At 62.1% G+C, this 25119-nt stretch carries 16 protein-coding genes; 5 read left to right on the top strand and 11 right to left on the bottom strand.

The window, feature by feature from the left end; translation table 11 throughout:
- The first annotated feature begins 3 nt into the window (after nucleotides 1-3).
- The 3 genes from IAE77_RS16780 to lpxA all read left to right on the top strand — a co-directional run bounded on the left by IAE77_RS16780 (nucleotide 4) and on the right by lpxA (nucleotide 4012).
- Nucleotides 4-1599 (top strand): alpha/beta fold hydrolase, encoded by a 1596-nt coding sequence (locus IAE77_RS16780; protein WP_294228711.1) that lies wholly within the window; start codon nucleotides 4-6, stop codon nucleotides 1597-1599.
- Between the two features lie 250 nt (nucleotides 1600-1849).
- Complete coding sequence (locus IAE77_RS16775; protein ID WP_294228708.1) at nucleotides 1850-3169, top strand: bifunctional UDP-3-O-[3-hydroxymyristoyl] N-acetylglucosamine deacetylase/3-hydroxyacyl-ACP dehydratase; 1320 nt, start codon at nucleotides 1850-1852, stop codon at nucleotides 3167-3169.
- A gap of 27 nt (nucleotides 3170-3196) precedes the next feature.
- Nucleotides 3197-4012 (top strand): acyl-ACP--UDP-N-acetylglucosamine O-acyltransferase, encoded by an 816-nt coding sequence (gene lpxA, locus IAE77_RS16770; RefSeq protein ID WP_345780991.1) that lies wholly within the window; start codon nucleotides 3197-3199, stop codon nucleotides 4010-4012.
- Here lpxA and IAE77_RS16765 read toward each other — a convergent pair.
- Genes IAE77_RS16765 through IAE77_RS16750 form a run of 4 tightly spaced genes read right to left on the bottom strand, consistent with a single transcriptional unit; the run spans nucleotide 3972 to nucleotide 10715 of the window.
- Nucleotides 3972-5243, bottom strand: a complete 1272-nt coding sequence (locus tag IAE77_RS16765; RefSeq protein WP_294228703.1) for an O-antigen ligase family protein — start codon at nucleotides 5241-5243, stop codon at nucleotides 3972-3974. The genes lpxA and IAE77_RS16765 overlap by 41 nt on opposite strands.
- Entirely contained in the window at nucleotides 5240-7183 is a 1944-nt protein-coding gene (gene asnB / locus IAE77_RS16760; RefSeq protein ID WP_294228700.1) for an asparagine synthase (glutamine-hydrolyzing), read from the bottom strand. The genes IAE77_RS16765 and asnB overlap by 4 nt, the downstream gene beginning before the upstream one ends.
- Before the next feature lie 2 nt (nucleotides 7184-7185).
- Nucleotides 7186-9360, bottom strand: a complete 2175-nt coding sequence (locus IAE77_RS16755) for a glycosyltransferase (protein ID WP_294228697.1) — start codon at nucleotides 9358-9360, stop codon at nucleotides 7186-7188.
- Nucleotides 9357-10715 carry a lipid II flippase MurJ gene (locus tag IAE77_RS16750; RefSeq protein ID WP_294228694.1) on the bottom strand — a complete coding sequence of 453 codons (1359 nt, stop codon included), beginning with the start codon at nucleotides 10713-10715 and terminating at the stop codon, nucleotides 9357-9359. Before IAE77_RS16750 ends, IAE77_RS16755 begins: the two co-directional genes overlap by 4 nt.
- 245 nt (nucleotides 10716-10960) lie before the next feature.
- Between IAE77_RS16750 and IAE77_RS16745 the strand changes: the two genes are divergently transcribed.
- On the top strand, nucleotides 10961-13270 hold the full coding sequence (locus tag IAE77_RS16745; protein WP_294228692.1) for a multicopper oxidase family protein: 2310 nt from the start codon (nucleotides 10961-10963) through the stop codon (nucleotides 13268-13270).
- 10 nt (nucleotides 13271-13280) lie between these two features.
- Here the strand turns inward: IAE77_RS16745 and glgX are convergent, their stop codons facing one another.
- Nucleotides 13281-15500 (bottom strand): glycogen debranching protein GlgX, encoded by a 2220-nt coding sequence (gene glgX, locus IAE77_RS16740; protein ID WP_294228689.1) that lies wholly within the window; start codon nucleotides 15498-15500, stop codon nucleotides 13281-13283.
- 38 nt (nucleotides 15501-15538) lie between these two features.
- On the opposite strand from glgX, the gene IAE77_RS16735 reads away from it, so the two are divergent.
- On the top strand, nucleotides 15539-16771 hold the full coding sequence (locus IAE77_RS16735) for a GDSL-type esterase/lipase family protein (protein WP_294228686.1): 1233 nt from the start codon (nucleotides 15539-15541) through the stop codon (nucleotides 16769-16771).
- A gap of 127 nt (nucleotides 16772-16898) precedes the next feature.
- Here IAE77_RS16735 and IAE77_RS16730 read toward each other — a convergent pair whose 3' ends face one another.
- From IAE77_RS16730 to IAE77_RS16705, 6 genes are all read right to left on the bottom strand, one after another.
- Complete coding sequence (locus tag IAE77_RS16730; RefSeq protein ID WP_294228684.1) at nucleotides 16899-18815, bottom strand: DUF4838 domain-containing protein; 1917 nt, start codon at nucleotides 18813-18815, stop codon at nucleotides 16899-16901.
- Between the two features lie 27 nt (nucleotides 18816-18842).
- The gene (locus IAE77_RS16725; RefSeq protein WP_294228681.1) at nucleotides 18843-20093 is read right to left on the bottom strand and encodes a polysaccharide pyruvyl transferase family protein; all 1251 of its coding nucleotides are present in this window, start codon (nucleotides 20091-20093) and stop codon (nucleotides 18843-18845) included.
- A gap of 428 nt (nucleotides 20094-20521) precedes the next feature.
- Nucleotides 20522-21814 carry a Gfo/Idh/MocA family oxidoreductase gene (locus IAE77_RS16720; RefSeq protein WP_294228678.1) on the bottom strand — a complete coding sequence of 431 codons (1293 nt, stop codon included), beginning with the start codon at nucleotides 21812-21814 and terminating at the stop codon, nucleotides 20522-20524.
- Between the two features lie 93 nt (nucleotides 21815-21907).
- Entirely contained in the window at nucleotides 21908-23518 is a 1611-nt protein-coding gene (locus tag IAE77_RS16715; RefSeq protein ID WP_294228676.1) for an SGNH/GDSL hydrolase family protein, read from the bottom strand.
- Nucleotides 23519-23551: 33 nt separating this feature from the next.
- A complete protein-coding gene (locus tag IAE77_RS16710; RefSeq protein ID WP_294228674.1) occupies nucleotides 23552-24052 on the bottom strand; it encodes a GNAT family N-acetyltransferase in 501 nt (166 codons plus the stop codon).
- A 2-nt stretch (nucleotides 24053-24054) separates the two neighbouring features.
- A partial coding sequence (locus IAE77_RS16705) for a hypothetical protein (protein ID WP_294228669.1) occupies nucleotides 24055-25119 on the bottom strand: 1065 nt, incomplete at its 5' end.

The raw sequence follows: 25119 nt of genomic DNA, 5'->3' as shown, positions 1-25119 counted from the left end.
ACCATGACACGCGCCTGGATCCACCTCCTCGTCCTGTGCATAGCGCTTTGCCTGGACGCATGCACGACCACAAGCACAGGCCGTCGTTCTTCTGGCGGCACAGGTGCCGCCGCGCTCGAACTGGCGCTGGCCGATGCTGAAAAGGCCAGCACTGGCGGTCTCGCGACCAGGGAGGCCAGGCACGACTACAACGAGGCGGTCGAGAGGGCTGTCGCCCTTTGGTTCGAACGCAGCGATGAAAAGAACCGCTCCAGCAGCATGTTGGCGGGCAATTCCTATCGTCTTCAGCCTTCGTGGCCGGCCAACCTGCGTTTCGACGAGCTGGTTCCTGCCCGTGTCATCAAGAGCAAACGTCTCAGAAGCCGGGTGGTGCGTGAAGGTGTCGGAGTGCCCCTTGTGGCTCACTGGAGCTACTCTGCTGAGCGCAAAGGCGCTGAGCCGTTCATGACCGAAGGTGGCTATTTCTCCTCCGTCACTGCGACGATTGAATTCCGACGCTCTGGGAAGGGGCCGCGTGTCGCCTCGTTGGTGCTGCACGATTCACGCGGGCTGGAGAAGGTCACGCTCGCAGGGCGACGCCAGCCTCTGGCTGCCGATCTCTCCGCCTACGGAGAGCTGCTCCTCTCCCACAAGGAGATTCAAATGGGCGGGATCAAGGCGCTTCTGCGCAGCAGCGACTACATGAGCAAGCTCGGTCTCATCGCCCTGGAGCGCCCATCTGCGGAACGCATCCCGGTGGTGTTTGTGCACGGTCTCATGTCACGACCGGCGACATGGGAAAACGTCATCAACGAACTGAGCAGTGACATCGTGCTTCAAAAACACTACCAAGTTTACACGTTCCGCTATCCTTCGGGCGTGCCCATTGTCTATAGCGCCGCCAAGCTGCGTGAAAACCTGGCCAGCCTGCACAAGATCCTGGAGCAGCAGGGGACGGGCAGGCTTTGCCACCACATGGTGCTCATTGGCCACAGCATGGGCGGCCTTGTCAGCAAGGGACAGGTACAGGACAGCGGTGACCGCCTTTGGGTGAGTCTGCTCGGGGGAACACCGGACAAACTCGGTCTGACCCGCTCCGAATACGACGCCTTGCGTGGCTACATGGAGTTTGATCCAAATCCCAGTGTCAGCCGCGTCATTTTCGCCGCGACTCCCCATCGCGGCAGCTATTTGGCCGACAGCACTCTCGCCCACATCGGCCGCCGGCTCGTCAAGCTGCCCGGGGAGACCTTTGGCAACGCTTTTGACATCCTGGAGGGCATTGCCAAGCGGGATCCCAAGCTCGGCGAGTTGTTCGCCCGCGGCATGCCAACCAGCGTGGACAACCTCTCGCCGGAGTCGCCTTACGTGAAAGTGGCCACCAGCTTGCCCTTCCGCCGCGGTGTCCAGCTCCACTCCATCATTGGAAACAAGGATGGCCGAAGCCTGACGGATCCCGAATGCTCCGACGGCTTTGTGCCCTACAGCAGCTCACATCTCGAAGGTGTGCGATCGGAGCTGGTCGTGCGGTCCGATCACAGCGTGCATGAGCGGCCGGAGGCCATCGAGGAAATGCGCCGCATCCTGCGGCAACATCTCACGGGGCTTGATCTTAACTGAGGCAGGTTTGACTTGGACTCTGCGGCTTCTCGTCTCAAGAAGGCCCGTTCCTTCCTGGATCCACTTCGCAGCGGACCGTTGCCGAACGGCACCACAAACGACCTCAAGGGGCAGGACGCCATTAGTGACCGTCATGGGGTCTGGACTGACGCCTGGCCGTTCATGCCGTAAGCCCCGGTTTCTCCCCCCTGTTTTTCCCTTGCCGCCAGCGGGGCCGGACGCTAACAAACGCGTCCACTTTCCCCGCACCATGGCCCAATCCGACCGTCAGCACACCCTCGCCAAAGCCGTCTCCATGACGGGCACCTCACTTCATACCGGCGAGCAGGTCACCCTCACACTGCAGCCGGCGCCGGAGAATTTCGGTTTCAAATTCCGCCGCATCGACCTGGAGGACAAACCGTTCATCCCGGCGCTGGCGGAGAAGGTGCAGAAAGTCGAGCGCGCCACCACCATCTCCGAAGGCGGGGTGAATGTGCACACGGTGGAGCATGTGATCTCCGCCCTCACCGGCATGGGGGTGGACAACTGCATCATCGAGATGGATGCGAACGAGCCGCCCATCGCCGACGGCAGCGCGATGCCCTACGTCGAGCTGATCAAGTCCGCCGGACTCACCGAGCAGAAGGAAGCGCGGAAGATTTTCGAGATCCGCGAGCCGATCTACCAGGAGACGCGCGACGGCACGATCCTCACCATCGTTCCGGACAAGAGGTTCCGCATCTCATGCACCAATGTCGGCCCGGGAGGCCGCCACACGCAGTATTTCTCCACTGAGATCACTCCTGAGACCTATGAGAAGGAGATCGCCGCCGCCCGCACCTTTGTCTATTACGAGGACATCGCCCCGCTGATGGAGAAGGGGCTGATCAAAGGCGGCACGCTGGAGGCCGCGATCGTGATCCGTGGCGAATCCCTGCTCTCGAAGCAGCCTCTGCGCTATGCGGACGAGTTCGTGCGGCACAAGATCCTCGACATCGTCGGCGACCTGATGCTTTCCGGAAAGCGCATCCTGGGCCACGTCATCGCCGTGCGTCCGGGCCACGGTCCGAACACCGAGCTGGCCCGTGCGGTGGTGAAGCAATACGAGACGATGCGCAGCATGGTGCCTGCCGTGGTGAACATCCCGATCGGGGATGCCGTGCTCGACATCAACGAGCTGATGAAGATCCTCCCGCACCGCTATCCGTTCCTGCTGGTGGACCGCATCATCGGCTTCGAGGGGGAGACGAAGTGCACGGGCATGAAGAACGTCACCATCAACGAGCCGTTCTTCCAGGGGCACTTCCCGGGCCACCCGATCATGCCCGGCGTTTTGCAGCTAGAGGCCATGGCGCAGGTCGCGTGCGTCGTTTTGCTGCGCATGCCGGACAACCAGGGCAAGATCGGCTACTTCATGAGCGCCAACAACGTCAAGTGGCGCAAACCCGTGCTCCCCGGCGACACGCTCATCATTGAAACGGAGATCCTCAAGGCGAAGCGCAGCATCGCCACCGGCATCGGCCGCTGCATCGTCAACGGCCAGGTCGTCTCCGAGGCGGATCTCATGTTCAGCGTTGTGGACCGTTGAGCATCACGGCTCCGTTCGTCATCTGTCATCCCACATTCGTCATTCTCCGTGATCCATCCCACCGCCATCATCGATTCCAGCGCCCAAATCGGCTCTGATGTGCACATCGGCCCGTATTGCATCATCGGCCCGGATGTCGTGATCGGCGATGGCTGCTGGCTGCAGCACCATGTCACGATCATGGGCCCGTCGAAGATCGGGAAGGGAAACAAATTCTACGCCTACGGCTCCATCGGCCAGCAAACGCAGGATCTGAAATACAAGGCCGAACCGACCTGGCTCGAAGTGGGAGACAACAACACCTTCCGCGAGTTCTGCTCCGTGCATCGTGCCACATCGCCCGACGACAAGACGATCATCGGCTCCCACAACAATTTCCTCAGCTACGTCCACATCGCGCACGACTGCATCGTGGGAGATCACGTCATCTTCTCAAACAACGGCACGCTCGCCGGGCACGTCGTTGTCGAGGATCATGTCATCATCGGCGGCCTGACGGCGGTGCATCAGTTCTGCCGCATCGGCACGCGTTCCATCACCGGCGGCTGCTCGAAGGTCACGCAGGACATCCCGCCGTTTTGCACTGCGGATGGCAATCCAGCCCGTGCGCGTGGATTGAACATCGTCGGCCTCCAGCGTGCTGGTTTCAGCCGCGATCAGATCCGCGCGCTGCGCAACGCCTTCCGCAAAATCTACCGCAGTGGTCTCAACAACGCGCAGGCCGTCGAGGAGCTCCGCGCGGGCGAATTGAGCCCGGAGGCGGCTGCCTTTGTCGATTTCGTCGCCGCCACGAAGCGCGGCATCATCCCTGGCGGGAAATCGGCTGCGGATGAGGAGGAGTGAACGTCGCGGCCGTGGCCGGAGCGGTTTTGAGTGACCGCAGGGTGATCTGATAACGCTTTGGCCACAAAATGCAGGCCGCGGCGACCATCGCGAGGCTGAAGTGTGGCACTTCGATGCGGCCCTGGCCCACCGGTGTGTAAGCGATGAGCGCAAACAGCAGGTAGCCCGCGCGTCCGCCGGTCATGATGCTGCGCAGAACCAGGCAGATCCATGTGCCGACGAACAACACGATTCCAGGGATGCCCATTTCGAGCCAGAGGGAGACGTACTCATTATGAGGGGCATAAACGGTCCCTGAAATGCCCGTGCCATGGCCGAAGACTGGCTTTTGCATCACCGCCTCCCACGCGTCGTTGAGGTCCTTCACACGTTCGGGGGATTTCAGCTTCTCAAAGTCCAGGTTGTAGATCGCCTCCAGCCGGTCGGCGGTGTTCTTGTCCTTCATCACGCCATGTTGCGTGCCGTTTTCCAGCACGGCGACACCGATGCCCAGAAGCGGAAGCGAGATGCCGGCGATGACGATCAAGAAGCCCATGTTGCGCCGTGCGTTCAGCAGCACGTAAGCGCCGCACAGCAGCGCCAGCACGATCATGCCGCTGCGGCCGTAGGTCAGTGCCACGCCCGGCACCGCCACGGCGATCATGACACAGTTGAAGCGGAAGTTCTTCGACAGCGCAAAGACGATGCCCAGCATCTCGCACAGCAGCACGGGGGGGAAGTTCGGGTGGCTGTTGAAGCCCGCGTAGCGTCCCGGAATGCTGCTGAACTTTGCAAAGCCAAGCATCTCGTAGATCTCCGAGCCGGTCGTGAGCAGCATCGCCGAAATCGCGGCCCACAGCGCGGTCTTTTCCCACTTGTCGGTCGAAAGCACCGCGATCATCGCGATCAGCACCAGCATCATGCGCGTGAGGTCCATGGTGATCTGGTCCTGGAACGACGAATCGAACCGACGCAGCACCGCCGCGTCAAACAATCGCACCGCCGGCAGCAGCGCGATGCCCAGCGTCGCCAGACAGAGGCGGGGGCGGCTCATCAGCGACATGGCGATGCATAGAAACACCGCGCCCAGCGTGAACAGGGCCGGTTTGATCGGATGCAGGCCCGCATCGTAGCCGCCAATCACCGCATCCGCCGCCAGCGCTCCCAGCATGCCGCCACAAACCCACACGAGGACCCATTCACGAAAACGGGTCCAACCGGAGGAGCGGTGCATTGGGGCGGCGTAGTTCATGGCTTCGTGTGCGCATGCCAGGCCTGGAACATGAGCACGTCCCAGAGGTAGAAGTGCCAGTTCCGGGTGCCGCTGAGATGCTCGGCCCATTTTTGGCGGATGGGAGCGGCATGGAAGAAGCCTTCGCGCTTCAGGCGGGTCTCGCTGAGCAGATCCTCCGCCCACTCGCGCAGAGGTCCGCGGAGCCAGACATCGAGTGGAATGCCAAAGCCACGCTTCGGACGGTCGATGAGGTGCTTCGGCACATGTTTATACAGCGTCTCACGCATGAGCCACTTCCCACGGCCATTCCGCACCTTCATGTGGAAGGGAACCCGCCAGGCGAACTCGACGATGTCGGTGTCGAGCAGCGGGATGCGGCCTTCGAGGCTCACGCCCATCGCAGCGCGGTCCACTTTCACCAGGATGTCACCCGGCAGGTAGGTCTCCATGTCCAGATGCATCATGCGATGGGTGAAATCACTCACACGCGGCCACGAGGCGGTGTGGGTGATGGCCGTGAGCGGGTCCCTGCCGTTGATCACGATCTCATCCGGCTTCTTCCAGTGGGACATGAGGTTCAAATAGAGCGTCTCCTGCCCGGGCGCGGCCACGACCTCCGCCAGCTTGTGCAGTTTGTCGCCCACCGGGATGTGACGGAGGCGTTTCGGCAGCAGTTTGGCACCGAGACCATTCAAAACCTTCGGCGGCAGCGCGGTGAGCATGTCGACGGTCATTTTCTTCATCACCGGCGGCATCCACGAGAACTTGCTCCACAGCTTGCGACCCACCGAATAGCGTTCATAGCCGCCGAAAAGCTCGTCACCCGCATCCCCGCTCAGCGCCACGGTGACGTGCTGGCGGGCCATTTTGCACACGAGGTAGGTCGGGATCTGCGAGTAGTCGGAAAACGGCTCGTCGTAGAGCGAGGGCAGCATCGGGATGACATTGAGCGCGTCCTCGCCGCTGACATACATCTCGGTGTGATCGGTGCCGAGATGTTTGGCCACATCTTTGGCAAATTCGGCCTCGTTGTGCTCCTTTTCGTGAAAACCGATGGTGAAGGTGCGCACCGGCCGCGTGCTTTGCTTCTGCATCATCGCCACGATGAGCGAGGAATCGACGCCACCGCTCAAAAACGCGCCGAGAGGCACATCGGCGATCATGCGCATGCCGACGGCTTTTTTCAGCAGGCTCTCGAACTCGTCGATGGCTTCCGAATCGGTGCCCGTGAACGGCTTGTCGAGGCCACGCTCGACGACTTGAGGCAAACTCCAATACCAGCCCGGCTGTGGCCGCTCCGCCGGTGAGCGCAGCGAGATCATGGCGGCGGGCGGGAGCTTCTTGAAGCCCTGGTAGATGCACAGCGGGTCGGGAATGTAATTGAACCGGAGCAGCGACGTGAGCGCCTCGCGGTCCACCGACGCGTTGAATCCGGGGAAACGCTGAATGGCCTTCAGTTCGGACGCAAAGACGAACGTGTCGCCCAACCAGCCGTAGTAGAGCGGTTTTTCGCCGAGGCGGTCGCGCCCGAGATGCAGCACGCGGTCCTGTTTATCCCAAACCGCGAAAGCAAACATGCCGTTGAAGCGCTTCGTGGCCTCGACCACGCCCCATTGGCAGAAGGCGGCGAGCATGATTTCCGTGTCTGAATGGCCTCGCCAGGTGTGACCGTGCTTTTCGAGCTCGGCGCGGAGGTCCTGGAAGTTGTAGATCTCGCCATTGAAGACGATGCCGAAGCGTCCATCCGCGCTCGCCATCGGCTGGTGACCGAGCGGCGAGAGATCGAGGATGGAAAGGCGCCGATGACCGAGCGCAAGCCCGACATCCGCATCCGCCCAAGCACCCGCATCATCCGGTCCACGCAGCACGATGGCATCCGTCATGGCGCTGACGATGCGTTGCATCTCGTGCGCGGCACGAGACTTGGCAGGGGAGAAAAAGCCGGCGATGCCGCACATGGTCAGTGAGAAGTAAGAGGTGAGATGTGAGACGTGAGAGGCATCCCTTCAGTCGCTTTTGTCTTTTCAGTCCCTTCTTCGGTGATGAGACTCTCGAACTGCACCAGCACGCTCGTCAGCGAAAAATGCCGCTCAATGCGCTCACGCGCGGCGAGGTCCTGCGTGAGACCGCTGTCGAGGATTTCGAGGCAGGCGTTCGCGAGGGCCTGCGGATCACGCGGCGGCACGAGGTGACCGGTTTCGCCCATGACCCAGCGGGTGTCGCCGATGTCGGTGGCCACCACGGGCACTGCGCAGGCCATCGCCTCGCCGACGACATTGGGAAACCCTTCGCCGAAGGCCGACGAGGACACGGCGATGGTCAGCGAGGCGGTGAGTTCGGGTAAGTCGTGACGCTCGCCGAGGACTTGGATGTAGGGCGCGACATCGAGGGACTCGGTTTCGGCACCGACGATGATGAAGCGCGTGTCCGGCCGCTTCGCATGGATCAGCTTCGCCGCTTCAATGAAGGTTGGGTAGTCCTTCATTAGGGCGTTGCGGCCGAATCGGCCGATGTAGAACGAACTTCCAAGTTCGTTCGAAACGAGCTTGGAAGCTCGTTTTACGTCAGGCTTCCACTTCGCGAGATCAAACCCATTCGCGATGAGCTGCGTCTTCGATTTGGCATAACCAATGGCCTCGTGCTGCTGCGAGCTGAGCTGGGAGTTGTAGGTGATGCGTTTCGGCAGCCAGGAAAGCCACGCGAGAGCGCGGATGACCATGGCGGAGCCGCGTTTTTCGAGTTTTAGGTCGTAGAGGCTCTGGCGGATGTTCCAGATCATCGGCACCTGCTTGAAGCGCATGAACTTGGCGATGCTGGCGACGAAGCAGCCATGGTACATCCAGCCCATGAGCATGTCCGGCTTCTCACGACGGACGAGGCGGAAGAGCTTCCATAGCGCGGACAGCGTCGGTTTCCCCGCGGGCATGTCGAGGCTGTGGACTTCGACTCCGGCTTTGCGCAGCGCATCGGCATGCTTGCCGCCTCGGGTGAGCGAGATGACGACGTGCTGTGTCTTCGGCAGTCCGGTGATGATCTGGGAAAGCATCATCTCCGCACCGCCTGATCCGAGTCCGGTGGTGATCCAGAAGACTTTCCGGCCCAGCAAGCGGCTGGTGCGCTCGATCAAACGTGGCACGCTGAATTCATCGACGATGCGCTGGCGGGGATTGTGCGGCTGGAAGGCCAGCATGCATTGCGCGAGCTCCTCATGCTCGCCTGCGCGGAAGATTTGGGAGCGGTCGCCGATGATCCAGGCGCTGTCGCCGACATCGCTGGCGATGCAGGGCACGCCGCAGGCCATGGCTTCGGCGATGACGTTGGAAAATCCTTCTCCGAAGGCGCTGGAGTTCACCAGGCAGTCGATTCGAGCATAAACGGCCGGCATGTCGCTTTGCGGCGGCAGCCAGGTGACGCGGTTGCTCAGGCCGAGTGTGCCTGCGAGGTCGCGCATCTCCTGCTCGTAGGCCTTGTCACCACCGCCGACGATGAGGTACTGCGCATGCGGATCGAGCGCGGCTGCGTGCAGGAAGGTGGCGATGTCCTTCATCGGGCTCATGCGGCCGACGAGGCCGAAGGTGAGCGTTTTCGATGCCTGTCGCGGCCGGGGCTGGAAGTGATCCACGTCGATGCCATTCGGCACGACATGCATTTTGCGCCGTGGATAGCCACGGGCGGCATAGTAATCGCGTCCAGCCTGCGAATTGCAGATGATGACGTTCGCAAAGCGGGCGAGCAGGCAGTTCAGGCGGAAGCTCAGCCGTCCAAGCAGGCCCCACAAATGCGCGTCGGTCTGTGAATCACGCACGCCCCAGAACACGCGTGGAAAGCCGCAGAACGGCTTCAAGAAGAGCGCCATGAGGTTCGATTCGGCCAGATAGCCGTGCAGCACTTCGGGGTGGCTGTCGCGTGCGGCTTTCACGAGGCGGAGAAAGAAGCCGATCAGGTCCCGGCGGCCCTTTTTGCCCACACAAACCGTGCGCACGCCGGATTCGCGCAGCGTTTGCTCGAACGCTCCGCCGTAGAAATGCAGCACGGTGATTTCATGGCCGTCTTTGGCCAGCCCAGGAGCCAGCAGCGAGAGCTGACGCTGTGCTCCGCCGTGTCCGAGGTCGCGAATGATGAAGGTGATCCTCATGCGGCCTCCCTCCGGCGGATCAGCAGCAAACAGGCACCACAGGTGGCGATGGAGCAGATGAAATGCACCAGCACGGTCGAAAGGGCGATCCCGGCCGCGCCGAGATGACGCATGAGCAGCCAGTTGAAGGCGGCATTCAGCACCAGGGCGCTGAACGCGATGCACAGCATGAAACGCGAGGCCTGCAATGCCACGGCGACGCGGGCCGCCACGGTGCCGAGGATGTAGAAAGGGATCTGGAAGGCGGCAAAGCGCAGCACCTCGGACACACGCTGTGTGTCCTGCGGGCCGAAGGCACCGCGTTCGAACAGCGTGCTGATCACCCACGAGGCGCACAGGTACAGGAACAGCGTCATCGGCAGGGCGGCACTGATGATGATGCCAGCGCTGGCGAAGAGGCGTTTGCGCAGGCCATTCCAGTCACGACGCGCGACGAGTTCGGCAAAATGGGGAAACAGCACGTCGGATGCAGGCCCCGCAGTGACCGCCAGCACGATGGTGCACACTTTGTCGGAGTAGCTCAGCACGGCGACGGAGCCAGCGGTGAGCCATGCGGCCATGGTTTGATCGACAACGGCCGCGCTGCCGAAGGCGACGCCGCCGACGAGGAATGGGACTGCGTTTCGCAGCACCACGCGCAATCCCGGCTCCCAGTGACCCAGAGCGCAGCGCCACCAGCGGCGGGAACGCGGAAGACGATGGGCCAGGGCGGCTGCCAGGACGCCGACATGGGCCACAGCGCCCCAGATCGTGCCGTGGACGAGCGTCCAGCCGCTCACCTGATCGCCCGCCAGCAGCAGGGCGATCACAATGCCGGCCGGGATGAGCATCGGCGTCGATGCGGCGAGCACGAACTGCTTTCCCGCTCGCAACCAGGCCCCGAGATGCTGCGCCAGGCCAAAACACAGCAGGAAGGGCAGCAGACCGCGCATCAACTGGACCGCCAGCGCCTGCTTCTGCGGCGCGAAACCTTGGGACGCGATGGCGACGAGGCTGGGTGCGGCGAGGGCAAGGAGAATGCCGCAGAGCAGCAGGGCGCTGAAGTGCCAGACAGCGCATTGCAGGCCCAGGCGGTCCGCCCGGGCGCGGCCACGGCGCTCCCGCAGCTCGGCGTAGGCGGGCACAAAGGACTCCGGCAGGCCGCCTGCCAGCACCGTGGCGATGAAGGCAAAGAATCCGAACACCAGCATGAAGGCATCGAGGTCATCGGAAGTGCCGAGCCGGGCCGCCACGACCGCGTCCTTGGCGAAGGCGACGATTTTTCCCACCATGGTCAGCAAAGCCACCATGAGGAAGCCCGAGACCATGGCCGAGCCCGCCCCACGAGAGAGCAGGGAGCGCAGCGGGGCTGGCAAGGCGGCAAGGATTGCAGGCATTTCCATAAACTATAAACACCATAATATAGTTCAGCAAACCCTGTTGTGGTGGTTTTGGGATGGCACCGCAGCCGGCCGTCGCAGACACGGCCAGGACACCAGGGAAGCGCGAACGGACCAGATGTTGTCCCTTCTTGAGCCGGTTCCGACGTGGGAAGCGGCGGGAGCCAGGGGCGCTCGCTCTTTCCGAACCGGGAAATCATCTGCCGTCCCCGAAATCCTCCATGTTCTCCAATCGCATTCCGCTGGTCCGTTGGGGCTTTCTCGCCGCGCTCGCATGGACGTCTGCCTCTGCCGAGGTGGTGGATTACCATCTCTCGATTGGCGAAAAGCAGGTGAACTTCACCGGCCGGCCGCGCACCGCTTTGGCGGTGAATGGCAGCATTCCAGCCCCCACTTTGACGTTCCGAGAAGGCGATCTGGCACGCATCCACGTGACCAACACACTGAAGACGGACACCTCCATCCACTGGCATGGCATGCTGCTGCCGAATCGCATGGACGGGGTGCCTTTCATCACCTTTCCGCCGATCAAGCCGGGGGAGACGTTTCACTACGAATTCCGGCTGCGGCAGCATGGCACGTTCTGGTATCACTCCCACACGGCGCTGCAGTTGCAGAAGGGCATTTACGGCGCGCTGGTCATCCTGCCGCGTCAGGGCGGCACACGGGGGCGGACGGTGGTGCTGTCAGACTGGACGGATCAGAGTGCGCATGATGTCCTGCGCTGGTTGAAACGCGGCAGCGAGTGGCCGGCGCTCCAGCGCGGGAATGCGCAGTCGGTGCTCGGTGCTCTCAAAGCGGGGAAACTGGGTTCGTTTTGGAAGCGGGAGCTACTGCGCATGCCGCCGATGGATCTGGCCGATGTGGCCTACGACCGGTTTCTGGCCAATGGCGAACCCGAGCATCACATCTCCGCACGGCCGGGCGAGACGCTGCGGCTGCGCATCGTCGATGGTTCGGCTTCCACCTTCTATCACCTCCAGTTCGCCGGCGGTCCCATGACGGTCATCGCCGCGGATGGCAAGGAGGTGCGTCCGTTGAAGCAAGACCGCCTGCTCATCACCGTGGCGGAGACCTACGACGTGCGGGTGACGCCGCCCGGACCAGGCGCCTACGAAATGCGGGCCACCGCCCACGATGGCTCGGCGTGGGCTTCCATCTGGATCGGCCAGGGAGAGCGTCATCACGCGCCAAAGGTGCCCCGTTCGAACCTTTACAACGCCATGGGCAAGCTCAAGCTGAGCAACGTCTTCGCCCTCACGCCCGGCGGCACCATGGGAATGTCGGACCGGAAGGTGAACGCGGGGAAGCTGGATCATCCCGGCATGATGGGAGGCACCATGACCATGGCGGAGATGATGGGGGGCAGTGGCGGCAAAATGAAACACGACATGCCGATGAATCACGGCATGTCCGGGCAGGGCGGCATGCCCGCGACCGACGAGCGAGATGGCAGCGTTCACTCGGGGAAGGGTTACACGTGGAATTTCATCCCTCTGGGGCCGGATGTGGCCTCCCGGCAGCCGCTGGCCATGGATGGCATGGGGCCGCGGCCCTGGCCGCCGTATGAAAAGCTGCGCTCCACCACGAAAACGGCGCTCCCGCCCTCGCGACCGTTGCGGGAGGTGCGGCTGACGCTGGATGGCGACATGGAGCGCTATGTGTGGGCCTTGAACAACAAGCCGCTCTTCTCCAGCGACTCGATCAAGATCCATCGCGGCGAAACGGTGCGCTTCATCATGATCAACCGCACGATGATGCACCACCCGATGCATCTGCACGGCCACTTCTTCCGCGTGATCAACGGCCAGGGTGATTTCTCGCCGCTCAAACACACCGTGGACGTCCCGCCCATGCAGACCACGGTCATCGAGTTCGCCGCCGAGGAATTCGGGGACTGGTTCTTCCACTGCCACCTCCTTTATCACCTGGAGGGCGGCATGGCCCGCGTGGTGCACTACCAGGGCTTTTATCCAGCCCCGGACACCGCTCCGCTGCGGCACCAACTTTACGATGATCCGTTCTTCTTCTGGGGCACCGCCGACGGTCTCAGCAACATGACGCAGGGCTACCTGCAACTCTCGAACACGCGGAACATCTTCAATTTCGAGTGGGAAGCCGGCTGGGCGCAGGTGCCCGGCACCGAGTGGGAGACCACGGCTCTCTATCAACGCTACTTCAACCGCTTCTTCCGCGCCATCGCCGGTCTCAACACCGAAGGAGACATCACGGGAGACTCGTTCGATGTCGATGTGCACTCCAACCGTGGTGTTTTCGGCCTCATGTATCGCCTGCCGTTGAATCTCTGGCTCACCGCCTGGGCGGACACCGATGGCGGCGCTCGTTTCAAGATCGGCCGCAGTCTGATGCTCACGCCACGGCTGGCGCTGGGAGGTGAGGTGGAATACGACACGCACGACCGCTGGGAAGGCCGCGTGAACCTCGCCTACACGCTCAGCCGCAGCACGTCCGTCATCGGCCAGTGGCACTCCGACTATGGGTGGGGCGTGGGCATCCGCGTGCGTTTCTAGCAGCGCTTGGTCAGCAGCTTTTCGGCTCCAGGTCCTGCAAAGAACCGGCCGTCAGACTGAGACAGACGAGGCTGTGATCCTGCAGCACATACGCGCTGGTGCCGGTGTGCACCGGTGCTTTTCCTCGCGGAAACGAAGGACTGAGCGCCGTGTCGAAGGCCAGCGACCACTGCGCCTCCCGTGGGCCTGGAAGCAGGAACGGATGCGGGGCGGGGCCGTTGTTGAAAAGCAGGAGCAGGGGCTTCGATGAACGATCCGGCGCATCCAGCAGGGCGCCAAAGTGGCGGCGCTGGTCGTTGTGCCATTCCTCATGGCAGAGCAGGCTGCCATCACCTTCCAGCCAGACGACGTCCCGCATGCCTGTGACGGGATTCCGTTTGCCGTCAAAGTAGCTCTCGCGACGCACGGCAGGATGACTGCGGCGGAACGCGGCCATCTGCCGGGTGAATTCGAGCATCTCCTCGTCACACGCGGCCCAGTCGAGCCACGTCAGGGCGTTGTCGTGGCAGTAGGCGTTGTTGTTGCCGCGCTGCGTGCGGCCACGTTCATCACCGGCGGTGAGAAACGGCACACCCTGCGAGCACATCATCGTGCCGATCATGCCGCGACGCAACTTGCCGCGCAATTGGAGCACCTTCGCGTCATGCGTCGGCCCTTCGACACCGCAGTTGGTGCTGTGGTTGTGGTCGTCGCCATCGCGGTTGTCCTCGCGATTGGCCTCGTTGTGCTTCCTTTCATGGCTCACCAGGTCCAGCAGCGTGAATCCGTCATGCGAGGTGATGAAATTGATGCTGGCCAGCGGCGGACGCAGGTTCCAGCCGTAGATGTCCTGGCTGCCGCAGAAACGTTTCGCGAACTCGGCCGTGACACCGCTGGCACCACGCCACCAGGCGCGAACCGTATCGCGATACTTGCCGTTCAGCTCACGCCACGGCTCTGGAAACTGGCCCACCTGATAGCTGTCCTCACGCGAGATGTCCCAGGCCTCGGCGATGAGTTTCACCCGCGACAGCACCGGGTCCTGCGCCACGGCGCTGAGGAACTGCGAGCCGGCGTGAAAGCCGTCGGTTTGATCACGTGCCACCGTCACCGCGAGGTCAAAACGGAAGCCGTCCACGTGCATCTCCGTCACCCAGTAGCGCAGGCTGTCGAGGACGAGACGCAGCGCTGGTGTGGCGGCGGAATCGACCGAATTGCCGCAGCCGGTCACGTTGACGTAGCTGGCGCCGTGCTCGCCATAGTGGTGGCGGTAATAGCTGTGGTCATCGAGGCCACGAAACATCAGCGTCGGGCCCTGTTCGTTGCCTTCAGCGGTGTGATTGTAAACGACATCCAGGATGACCTCGATCCCGGCGGCATGCAGCGCCTTCACCATGGCCTTGAACTCGCGCACCTGCTCCTGCGGATCGCGTGCGGCGGCGTAGGTGTTGTGCGGCGCGAAAAAGCCGATCGTGTTGTAGCCCCAGTAATTGGTCAGGCCGCGCCCGAGCAAAAAGCCGTCGTCCAGATGCTGGTGCACCGGCAGAAGCTGCACGCTGGTGACCCCAAGTTGGCGCAGGTAACCCGTGACCGATGGATGGGCGAGGCCGGCGTAGGTGCCGCGCTTCTCCGCAGGCACGTCCGGATGCGTCTGCGTGAAGCCTTTGACGTGCATCTCGCAGATCACCGTGTCCCGCCACGGGATGCGCGGCGGTGTGTCGCCCGTCCAGTCGAAGGGTTCGTCCACCACCACGCTTTTGAGCATGGCGGTGCCGTTGTCGATGCATCCGGGGGCATGCATCGGGTCCGGCACCGTGCGCATCGATTCCGCGGCGTCCGGCAGGCCGTGGATGGCACGCGCGTAAGGATCGAGCAGGAGTTTTTTCGCGTTGAAGCGCATCGCATTGGGCGGCAGCCACGGGCCGTGGGCCCGGTAGCCATAAAGCGTGCCGGGGCCCGCCGTGCGCACGGTGACGTGCCACAAATCGCGCTCGCCCCGTCTCATCCGCACGCGGGCCGTCTCGCGGGAGGCATCAGCGGCATCGTAGAGGCACAGATCCATGGCCACGGCATGTCGCGAGTGCACGACAAAGCGCGTGCCGTCATTGAGCAACGTGACGCCAGGAACCAACGGCTGCCCGCCGGTGTCGAAGGAAACCGGAGCGATGCCGTCCGGAATCACACGCGGCTTCGTGGGAGGCGTGGGATCAGGGGCGAATCGACGTTTCCAGCTTCGGAGCAGTGGTTGCATGAATGAGTTCTATATCGCAGGACGTTTGCCACGCCGCCATGATTTATCGCCCCATTTTCGCCCTGCTGTTTTTGATCGTCACCGCACATGCGCTGGCGCTCGCTCCGGCCGATCCGGCACGCTTTGACAAAGCCATCGCCGCGTTTGAGGCGGAGGACGCCACCAACACGCCACCGAAGGATGTCACGCTCTTCGTCGGTGCCTCGAACATTCGTCGCTGGCAGTCGCTGGCGCAGCGTTTCAAGAAGTCACCGGTCCTCAATCGCGGCTTCGGCGGCTCGCACATCAGCGATGTGGCCCACTTCGCCGACCGCATCGTCATCAAATACCGGCCGAAGCAGATCTACCTCAATGCGGGTGGCAATGATCTGCACTCCGGACGCACGCCGGAGGAGGTTCTCGCCTCGTTTGAGGCCTTCGCGACCAAAGTGCGCGAGGAACTGCCGAGAACGAAGCTCGCTTTCATCTCCATCCCCACCGCGCCTTCGCGTTGGGAGGAGGTGGAGCAGGTCAAAAAGACCAACAGCCTCATTTCGGCCTACTGCGCTGAAAACGGCGTCGAATTCATCAACATCTTCCCACTTCTGCTCGGCAGCGACGGCAAACCGCGGCCGGAACTCTATGTCGAGGACAAGCTGCACTTCAGCGAGGCCGGTTATGACGTCGTCACGTCCGCGATCCGCTGGCAGAAGGACATCTTCGCCTTCACGGAGCAGGATGCGGAGGAGGCACCGCCTGCGAACCCGATCATCTTCACCGGCAGCTCCAGCATCCGGCGCTGGTCCTCGCTGGCGGACGACTTTCCCGGCCTTCCGGTCATGAATCGCGGTTTCGGTGGCTCCGAGGCGTTTGATTCCTTCAACTACGCCGATCTGACGGTGATCCGCTACAAACCGCGGCAGGTCGTGATGTATGCCGGCAGCAACGACATTGCCGCAGGCAAGACACCACAGCGCGTGCTGGCCGACATCCAGGCCTTCGTGGCAAAGGTGCATGCCGCGCTGCCGGACTGCCGCATCAGCTACATCTCGAACGCACCGAACCCGAGCCGCTGGAAGCTCGTGGACCACATGCGGGAGGTAAACCGCCTCGTGGCGGACTTCTGCAAGACCGATCCACGGCTCGAATACATCAACACCCACGACGCCATGCTCGGCGCTGATGGCAAGCCGCTGCCGGACATCTTCGTCTCCGACCAGCTTCACATGAATGCGAAAGGCTACGCGATCTGGACAAAGGTCATCGCCCCGCACCTGCTCAAGCAGCACTGATCCCCGGCTGCTCCTGCACCGCCCGATCTCAGCCCTGCCTCCCTGGCGGCGATGTTGGTCCTTGCGGGAACTGGATCGCATCCATGTCAGGACCGCGTGTTTTAAAAAAAGGCGCTGTGGGTGGTCATCAGGGATACAAATCGGGCGTCTGCCTGGTTTCCTCCGAAAGTTTCCAGCTCAGGTCCTCCACCCACGCGAGGTGGTTGAAGTTGCTGATGCCGCTGCGCTCGTAAGCGCGGCGGAAGGCCAGCAGCTCTTCGAGGACTTGTTTGATCTCATCCTTGGTTGCCGTGGAACCGGCCAGCGTGAGCTTCGCGGAGACTCGGGCACAGAGTTTCGCGTGTTGGAGGCCGAGCCGGAGAAATTTCACGCGTGCGGCGGCTTCTGCATCATCGGCCACGGCTTTCGCGGCAGCTTCGAGCATCGTTTCGGGCTGCTGGAAGCATTCCGGCGGATAGATCACGTGCGCGGCCTTCGCCCAGTTTCGCCAGCGGGAGGTTTGTGTCGTCTGCATGGTCTGCGCGATCTTTTCGCGGCTGTCGGTGGTGTAATCCTCCCATTGGTCGAAGTAGTTTTTCACCTGCGTCGATGCGGGGCCGAAAGCGGCGTAGTATTCGGCGAGCAACTCGTCCGCCGAAGCCTCAGGCCGCGTGTGCAATCGCGCGGCGACATAGAGATTCGGCCCCTGCGTGGCCCAATGGCCGGTGAGCGAATCGTAATCCGTGGCGACCATGCCGTGCTTCACCGCATGATGAAACTCATCCGCAAACTGCCGCGCAAAGATGAAGGGCATGCAGTAACCATCCAGCAGATGATTCGTGCGCATGAAAAGCCGCGCGTCCGTTTCGTGCCAGCCGGTCCATTGCTGCTTCATCCACGCGTGCTCTGCGTCGCTGCGGGGGAACCAGCCTGCGGACGGACAGAAGCCGACGAGGATGTTTTTGTTGAGCCGGATGCCGCTCGTGGGCGCAGAGAAGTAGTTGAAGTAAGCGTAGCCGATGACCGTGCAGCCCGCCGGTGCCTGTTTCTGCACATCCAGCCAAAAATGCGCGTAGCGATCCGAGACGAAGCGCGTGCCCGCCACCTTCGAGTCCGGCGGATAAAACGTGAGGTGATCGGCTGGTGCGGGACCATCGAGCGCGAGGCAGTTTTCACAGGTGCAGAGACCTGGGATGTCGTTCTCCACCGCATTGATGAAGCCGGACGTGGTCGCATCTGGCGGACGTTTCGCGCTCCATCGCGCCACGACCTCGCGGGCGAGATCGGGATTCGACACGCACAGGGAGAAACGTCCGCCCTTTTTCTTCGGCCCGCGTTTGCCACCATCGAGAAGCTGGAACCACTCGGGATGCGTCTTGCCGTCCTCCTCCCACCAATCGGTGAAGGCATGGCCGTAGCTGATGGATTGGCTCCGCCCCATGCGATGCCGGCGCAGAAACACCGTTTGTTCATCGCTGAACTGCTTCGCCGCCTCCTTCGTGAAGCCCAGCGCCGGATGCTCGCTCTCAAAGCCGAGTCCCGGCCGGATGTGTCGTCGGAAGAAGTGCGGTGCGATGGTTTCATCGGCGGTTTTGGCGATGATCGTCGTCCTCTTCGCCACAAACGTGCCCAACTCGCCCGGCCACAGCCAGCGCACGCCGAGATCGCGCTCCAGCCATTCATACACGCCCCAAAGCGTGCCCGCCCGCGTGTCCGTGTCGAGCGGATCACCACCGTCATCATTCCCCGCGATGAAAATCGCCGCATCTGTCACCCGCAGCACACAGGCCTCGGGCGCGAGCTTTTCCGCCTCCACGCCACTCTCGTGGCATGGCCCGATGAAAATGCGCGGGCCAGATTTCGCCATTCCTTCGGTGACGACGTCCAACTTCACTCCACATGCCTTCTCCACATGCCGCATCAGCTCCTGAGCGGCATAGCTCACGACGCGAGTCGGCTTCTCCGGCGTGACGACGACTGCCTGCGCTCTTCCATCCCGCACGAGGGCGACATCCGCCCACGAGAAGCTGCTCAGAAGCAGGAACGCAAAAATCAGGCGTGGCATGGGGTGGCCTGGAGTTGGAACATCACGCTAGATCACAGCCGCCATTCGCTTCGTCGATCCCGCAAAGCACTCATGCACGTAGGCCATGGACTTCTTTACCTTCGCATGAGCTCCTGGATAGTCCGCTTCGATGGCAAAGAGCGTCTCGGCGATTTTTTCGACAGGCGTCTCATCCATTTCGAGCAGCCACTCGGGCAGGCCGATGTCCTTGAACATCCAGCACTTCGGCGAATGGAACTCGGAGTAGGTGTGGATGATCGGCGTGCCGTTCGCCAGGGCGATGATGGGCGAGTGCGGCTCATGGCAGACGACGGTGTGCGCCCGGGCGAAGACTGAGGCGGCCTCGTCGGCGTTCCAGAAGTACTCCAGGTTCACCACGTGCTTCCTGATCTCCTCAGGCAGCGGATCGTGGATGAGGCGCTTGTTATGACCCATCTCTTTGATCGTCTCGGGTGCGATGAGCACCTTGTGGCCGGTCTTTTTCACCCAAAGCGTGACGAGTTCGCGGAACTTCGCCGCACGGCGTTCGTCGTCGGCGATCTGCTGCGGCGTGGGATGCAGCGGGTTGAGCTTTTCCGGCCGAGGGTCGTCCACGCCGGGGTATTTCGGCGTGTTGGTGCGGATTTGCACCGTGATGAACTTCTTCTCCTCCAAACCGAGCTTCTTCATCGTGGCGAGCCCGCGCTCGTCGTCACGCACGTCGATGCCGAAGCAGCCATCCGGTCCGAACTCCGCCTTCACACCGGCGTTTTGCAGGATGCTCAGCGTCTTCGTCTCCCGCGTGTAGATGAAAGAGGCCGCTCTCAGCAGCTCGATGCGTTCCGCCGCCCCCTCCCCCTGCACCATCGTGGGGAAGAAGGACTGGCCAAACAGGCCGTAAGGCCGGCCGTGCTGGCGGCAGAACTTCATGTAGCTGAGGTCCTGGCCCATGCCGGAGTTGCGGATGAAGAGATCGCAGTTCTTGATCGCGTCTTGAAGCTTCAGGTCCTTCTCGCCTTTGCCATCGAGCCTGCCTTGCAGGAACTCGACCTTTGGAAAGCGCCGCTTCAGCATTGCGAGGATGCGCTCGTCCACTTTCATCGCCCAGACGATGATCTTCACCTCCGGCAAATGCTGCTCAAGGACGCGCAAAGTGCCTGGGGTGTGGCCGATGTCGCCGATGTTGATCGTGTCCCACGCGGATTGCAGCAGAACGGTCTTCGGTTTGCCATCGGCGGCAAAAACAGAGCCGCCGAGCGTGGCGGTGACAGCGGAGATGAAATATCGGCGCGTGGGCATGGTGGGTGGAGAGCCTGGAAAGGCCGCTGAAACGCCGTTTTGGACATGTTCTGGCCGTTTTTCAGCACTCGTTCAAAACGAAGCGGGTTGCCTGCCGCGATCTCATTTGGGGCGCAGAAATCGGTGGTGCGTTTATGAGAGAACCCACCGTGCCGGAGTGTGAACAACCGCCACGATCCGAACTATCTTCGCCCTTCTCGTCCTCTCACTCGCCACCACGGCGCGTGACGGGACACGCGACATCTGCTGGATCGACTCTGACGGATCGACGTTGACGAAAAGACGATGATCACCAACCACGGCGACCTCGCCGACGGCGGTGCCGCGAATCACATCCGCTGCATAGTGGACGTGGATTCCAAAAGCTACTTGATCGGGTGTCCTCCCAGAATCCCACGCGAAGGTTCGAAACGCGGGCGAAGTGATCGTCAATCGTGCCGCCAATCCTCCCGGCTCACACGGCTGCGCAGCGCATTGGCTTGCTCGTCGTCAAAAGACTCGGTCTTCGGATCCCAGCGCAGCGGACGGCCCAGTTCCATGGCGATGAGGCCAAGATGCATGGTGGTGCTGAGACGATGCAAGGCCTCGGCGGTGTAAGTCGGTGCTTTGCCGTTGCGAATGGCTTCGAGGAAGTTGGGATGCTCGCGCTTCGGCAACGGCCAGAGTTTGTTCGTCGCCGGATCGATCGGCCGCCTGAAGATTTCCATGTCACTGGCCTTCAGCACGCCGTCCCAGCCATCGACACCGACCCAGCCATCGCTGCCTTCGATGCGGATCGCGGGCTTGTCGGCGCTGACTTCCATGACAACGCCGTTTCCATACGTGTAGGTCAGTTGGTAGGTCTGCGGCACGGTGTTGATCGAGTCCGGCGGAATCTCACCCTTCCCTTCCACCTTCACCGGGCTGCTGTTCTCCGCGCCGATGGCCACCTGTGCGCTGTCGATGAGATGGGCACCCCAGTCTGTGAGTGAACCGCCGGAAAAATCACGCATCTGGCGCCACACCTGGTCGTTCGTGAGGCTGGGAAAGTAATCGCGCTGCGGTGCCGGACCGAGCCAGAGGTTGAAGTTGAGATCCTCCGGCACGGGCGCGGCCGCCTCCTTCGGAAATACGGGTTTCTTTGGCAGCGTGATGCGAATGCGCCGCACCTTGCCGATGCCTCCGTTGCGCACGACCTCGCAGAGCTTGTGATACTTGATCAGCGAGCGATCCTCGAGCCCGGTGGCGAAGACCGCCTTGTTCCGCGCCACGAGATCGGCAAAGGCACGCCCTTCAGCGATGGTGAGCGTGGGCTTTTCGCAAAAGACATGCTTTCCCGCTTCGACTGCCATCGTGGCCATCGGAATGTGCCAGTGGTCGGGGGTGGAGATGACCGCAGCATCGATGTCCTTCCGCGCCAGCAACTCACGGAAATCCGCGATGTCGGCGCAGCCTGTGCCGCCGTTTTTCTTGTTCACCGCCTCAACGGCATTTGCACGGCGACTTTTGAATGCGTCACAGACGGCGATGACGCGGCAGCCGTCCTCCTGCAGAAAGGATTGCAGGTTCACGCCGAAGCCATGCTTGCCCACGCCGATGCAACCAAGCGTGATCTTCTTCGAAGGCGCGTCTGCTCCGAGCAAGCGTGCTGGAATGAACTGCGGCGCGAGACCCGCAGCGAGGATGCCGCCGAGGCCCGATTTGAGAACGGACCTGCGCGAGAGGCTTGGAAATGTGTTCATCTTCGGTCCAGTGAACGGCGGTCAATCAGCAAACGTAGCTGCGACCTGTTATTGGAGCCGGATTCTCCAAAGCATCCGCCTGCCCTGTCGAATCTACTTCCCCTGACGGATCACCGGTGCGAGCCACTTGGCTGTTTCGTCGCCGATGACGTTGTAGCCGGCGAGATTCGGATGGCGGTCGCCAGTCCAGCCGGGGATGTGGCCGAAAATACCGTCGAGACGATTGTCGAGCACGACGACCTTCGGGTCGTTGGCCTCCGGCACGATGTAGGGCGTGGCAAAGGGACGCAGGTCCTCGGGGATCTTAGAGAGTGGCAAGCGGCGATAGTTAAGTCCGTCCGGGTTCTTCTTCAGCTCCTCCAGGTAGCGTGGCGCGATGTCGAACAGCGTGAGCTTCTCATTCGCGGCGATCTCTCCGATCGAAGCGTTGATGTCCTCGTGCAGGTTGTTCAGCGCGTAAGGGATGACTGTCATCGGGATGAGCATGGCCTTCGGGTGATCTTTGCGCAGGCGCTCCAGCAGCTCATGAAAATCCTTCGGGAACTGGGTTTTGAAGTCCTTCACCTTCGCTGCGTCATTGAGGCCGTAGCGGATGAAGATGTAGTCGGCCTGCGGCTTGGTCTTCACCGCCTTGTCGTAGCGCGTGTCGAGCAGGCGGCGGATGAACTCGCCGCTCACGCCCTCGTTGTAAACGTCGCACGGCGGCAGGCCGCCCTGGCGTGCGAGCTGGATGCGCACGGTGTCTTCAAGTTGCGGCTCGGAAGGGGCCATTTTCTTCGGGATGCTCGCCTCAGTGGTGCTGTCGCCCAGCAGGATGATTTGCAGGCGCTTTTTACCTGCGGTGGCATCGCTGAACGCGAAGGGCTGGCCGCCGATGAACTGGTCGGAGGTGATCGAGGGGCAGATGAGACGCTCCACATGCTCGATGAAGCGCGCAGTGCCCTGCACGTGACTCAAGAAGGGCCAGCGGGCGGGATTGTACATCGTGTCGGTCATGTCGCGCATGAGCACGACGTGCTTGCCGTTCTTCGCCATCTGCCGCAGGCCGAAGGGGCGGCCGGAGACGCACATGTTGAGGTGCACGCCCATGTGGATGACGTTGTCGATGTTCCGCGACTCCAGAAGGTTCCAAATCTCCACGCCACTGTCGCTGATCGCGTCCTTCTCCTGGTCGATCCGTAGCGTGTCGATCTGTTTTGTCCACGGAGCTTTCGGATTGAGGCCTTTCGCGGACAGTTCAGCGGCCCACTTCGCATGTTCCTGCGGATCGTCATCCTCGCCGCCGTCGCTTTGATCCAGAGGATAGACGTTCAGCTCCTCGTTGGGGATCTGCTTGCACCACTCGCCGATCTTGTCCGGCAGACGAGCCGCAACCGGTGCGGACTTCGCCCGCTCGCGTGCCGGAGTGCCCTCGTAGGGCTTCATGCAGGAGCTGGGCGCATGAATGATGAGCACGCCTTCCTTGCGCGCCTTTTCGAGCACTTCATTGAAGCGAGGCGCCATCTCGCTCTCGCGAATCACGGCGTTCTTGCAGTGATGCAGGTCCCACATGTCGCAGACGATGATCGCCGTGCGGGACGGTAGCCATTGCTCTTTGACCAAGGACGGCCGGTTCGTGGCGTTGCGAGATTGCAGCGTCAGCGAAAGCGGGTTTTCCGCGACAAGGCTGGTGGCGAGAAGAAATGAAAAAGCGATGAAGCGCATGGCTTCTATACGAAGCCAACTTGTTGCCATTTGTCAGCGGGGCCAAAACAAGGCAAAGAAGCCCCTGATGAAACCCCTTTTGTTCCTGCTGCTCTCTTCCTCAGCCTCAGCCCTCACTTTGCCACCTGACGGTGAGGAAGTGGGTGCCGATATAGCTTTGCAAGCCAGCGCCAACCCCGCGGCGTTGGACTCCTCCGTGAGGACCCAAGCATGGTCACACCCGAGCGCCCGAGCATGGACAAACAACGCCTGCATGAGCCTCGAACCCACTCCCTGTCCCTGATAAGTTGGCGCAACGCCGACTTCGTTGATCCAAAGCTCCGGCGGCTTGTCGGGATGCACGTAGTGTACCGCCGAGGCCATGCCGATGATCGCCCCAGCGAGCAAGGCAACGGCGAGGTGATGCCGTGGATCGGCGAAGAACTCCGTGCACCAACGTGCATCAATGTCGTGATCAAAAACATCCGGCAGCACGTGATCGAGCAGACGTGCTTCGTCACGACCCAGCACCCGGACAATCACGGCCTCGTTCATGATCAATTGTGTTTGAACTGTAGCAGCCGCTCCCATGCCGCCTCGACCCAGAAGAACTGCGAATAGTAGAGCTTTGTGTAGTCGTAGTGGGCGATCAGCTTCTCGATCTCCGGTGCGTGTTGCTTCAAAACCTCCGCATCGGGACACAGCATGACATTCCACGCGGCGGCGGATGGCTCGCGGATGAAGGCAGTCTCCTTGCCGCGACGCGGAGCCAGCTTGCTGAACTTCTTCATCTGCGCCTGGGCCAGCTCCTGCGCCTCTTTTTCGGTGGTCTGCGGCTTCCAATCCGCGTTCATCACGCGCCAGTTCATCTCGAAGTAGCTCGTGTCCGCGTTGTCCCACTGTTGCGCCACCGGCAGGCTCTCGGCGGCCAGCTTCGCGCTCGCGACGAGTCCCTTCGCATAATCCGACTTCAGCGCCGCATCCGTCTCCAACTCCCACAGGCCGCGCAACCCTCCCACGGCGGCGCATGAGGTCCAGTTGTGCGTGCGTGAATACCAGAACTTCATGCCGCCTGCGCATAGCTCGCGCTTGCTCTCGTTCTTCTCGCCACCACGCGCGTCCAGCTCCGCCAGATACATCGTCTGCCACTTCGCATCGCCCGTGACGATGTGAAGCATCTTCATGACGAAGAGCTTGCGGGCCGCCTCCTCGAAATGAAAGCCTTCAAAGCTGCCGCGGGTGCCAAAGGGCTGCTCCGCAGGCATTTTCCAGCCGAGACGCATGATCTCGTCCGTGGTTTCGACAAGATGGCCCACGATGCGCGTCTTTTCCGCCTCTGTCGCGAGTCCGGACTCCCAGTAGCGCCACAGTCCGAGATACCACGGCATCGTCTGGTCGTTCGAGCCCATCGCGTAGTGCGATCTGCCATCGGTGCTCACGCCGCGCCCGACGAAGCCCTTCACATCGCTGATCGAATTGAGCAAAAGCAGCCCCTCCATCAGCTTGCGCGCCTTCGCCGCGTCGTCAGCCGCCTGCGTGCGCTTCCAGCGCAGGATCGCCGCATCCATGTAGAGCCCGTTGAACATCGCCCCATTCTCAATCGGCGCCCACCAGCCCAGCGC

Origin of the sequence: Prosthecobacter sp., from assembly GCF_014879935.1 — a bacterium.
Taxonomy (GTDB): domain Bacteria; phylum Verrucomicrobiota; class Verrucomicrobiia; order Verrucomicrobiales; family Verrucomicrobiaceae; genus Prosthecobacter.
The sequence above is the reverse complement of the archived record's forward strand: the minus strand, read 5'-3'. Positions and strand labels throughout refer to the sequence as shown.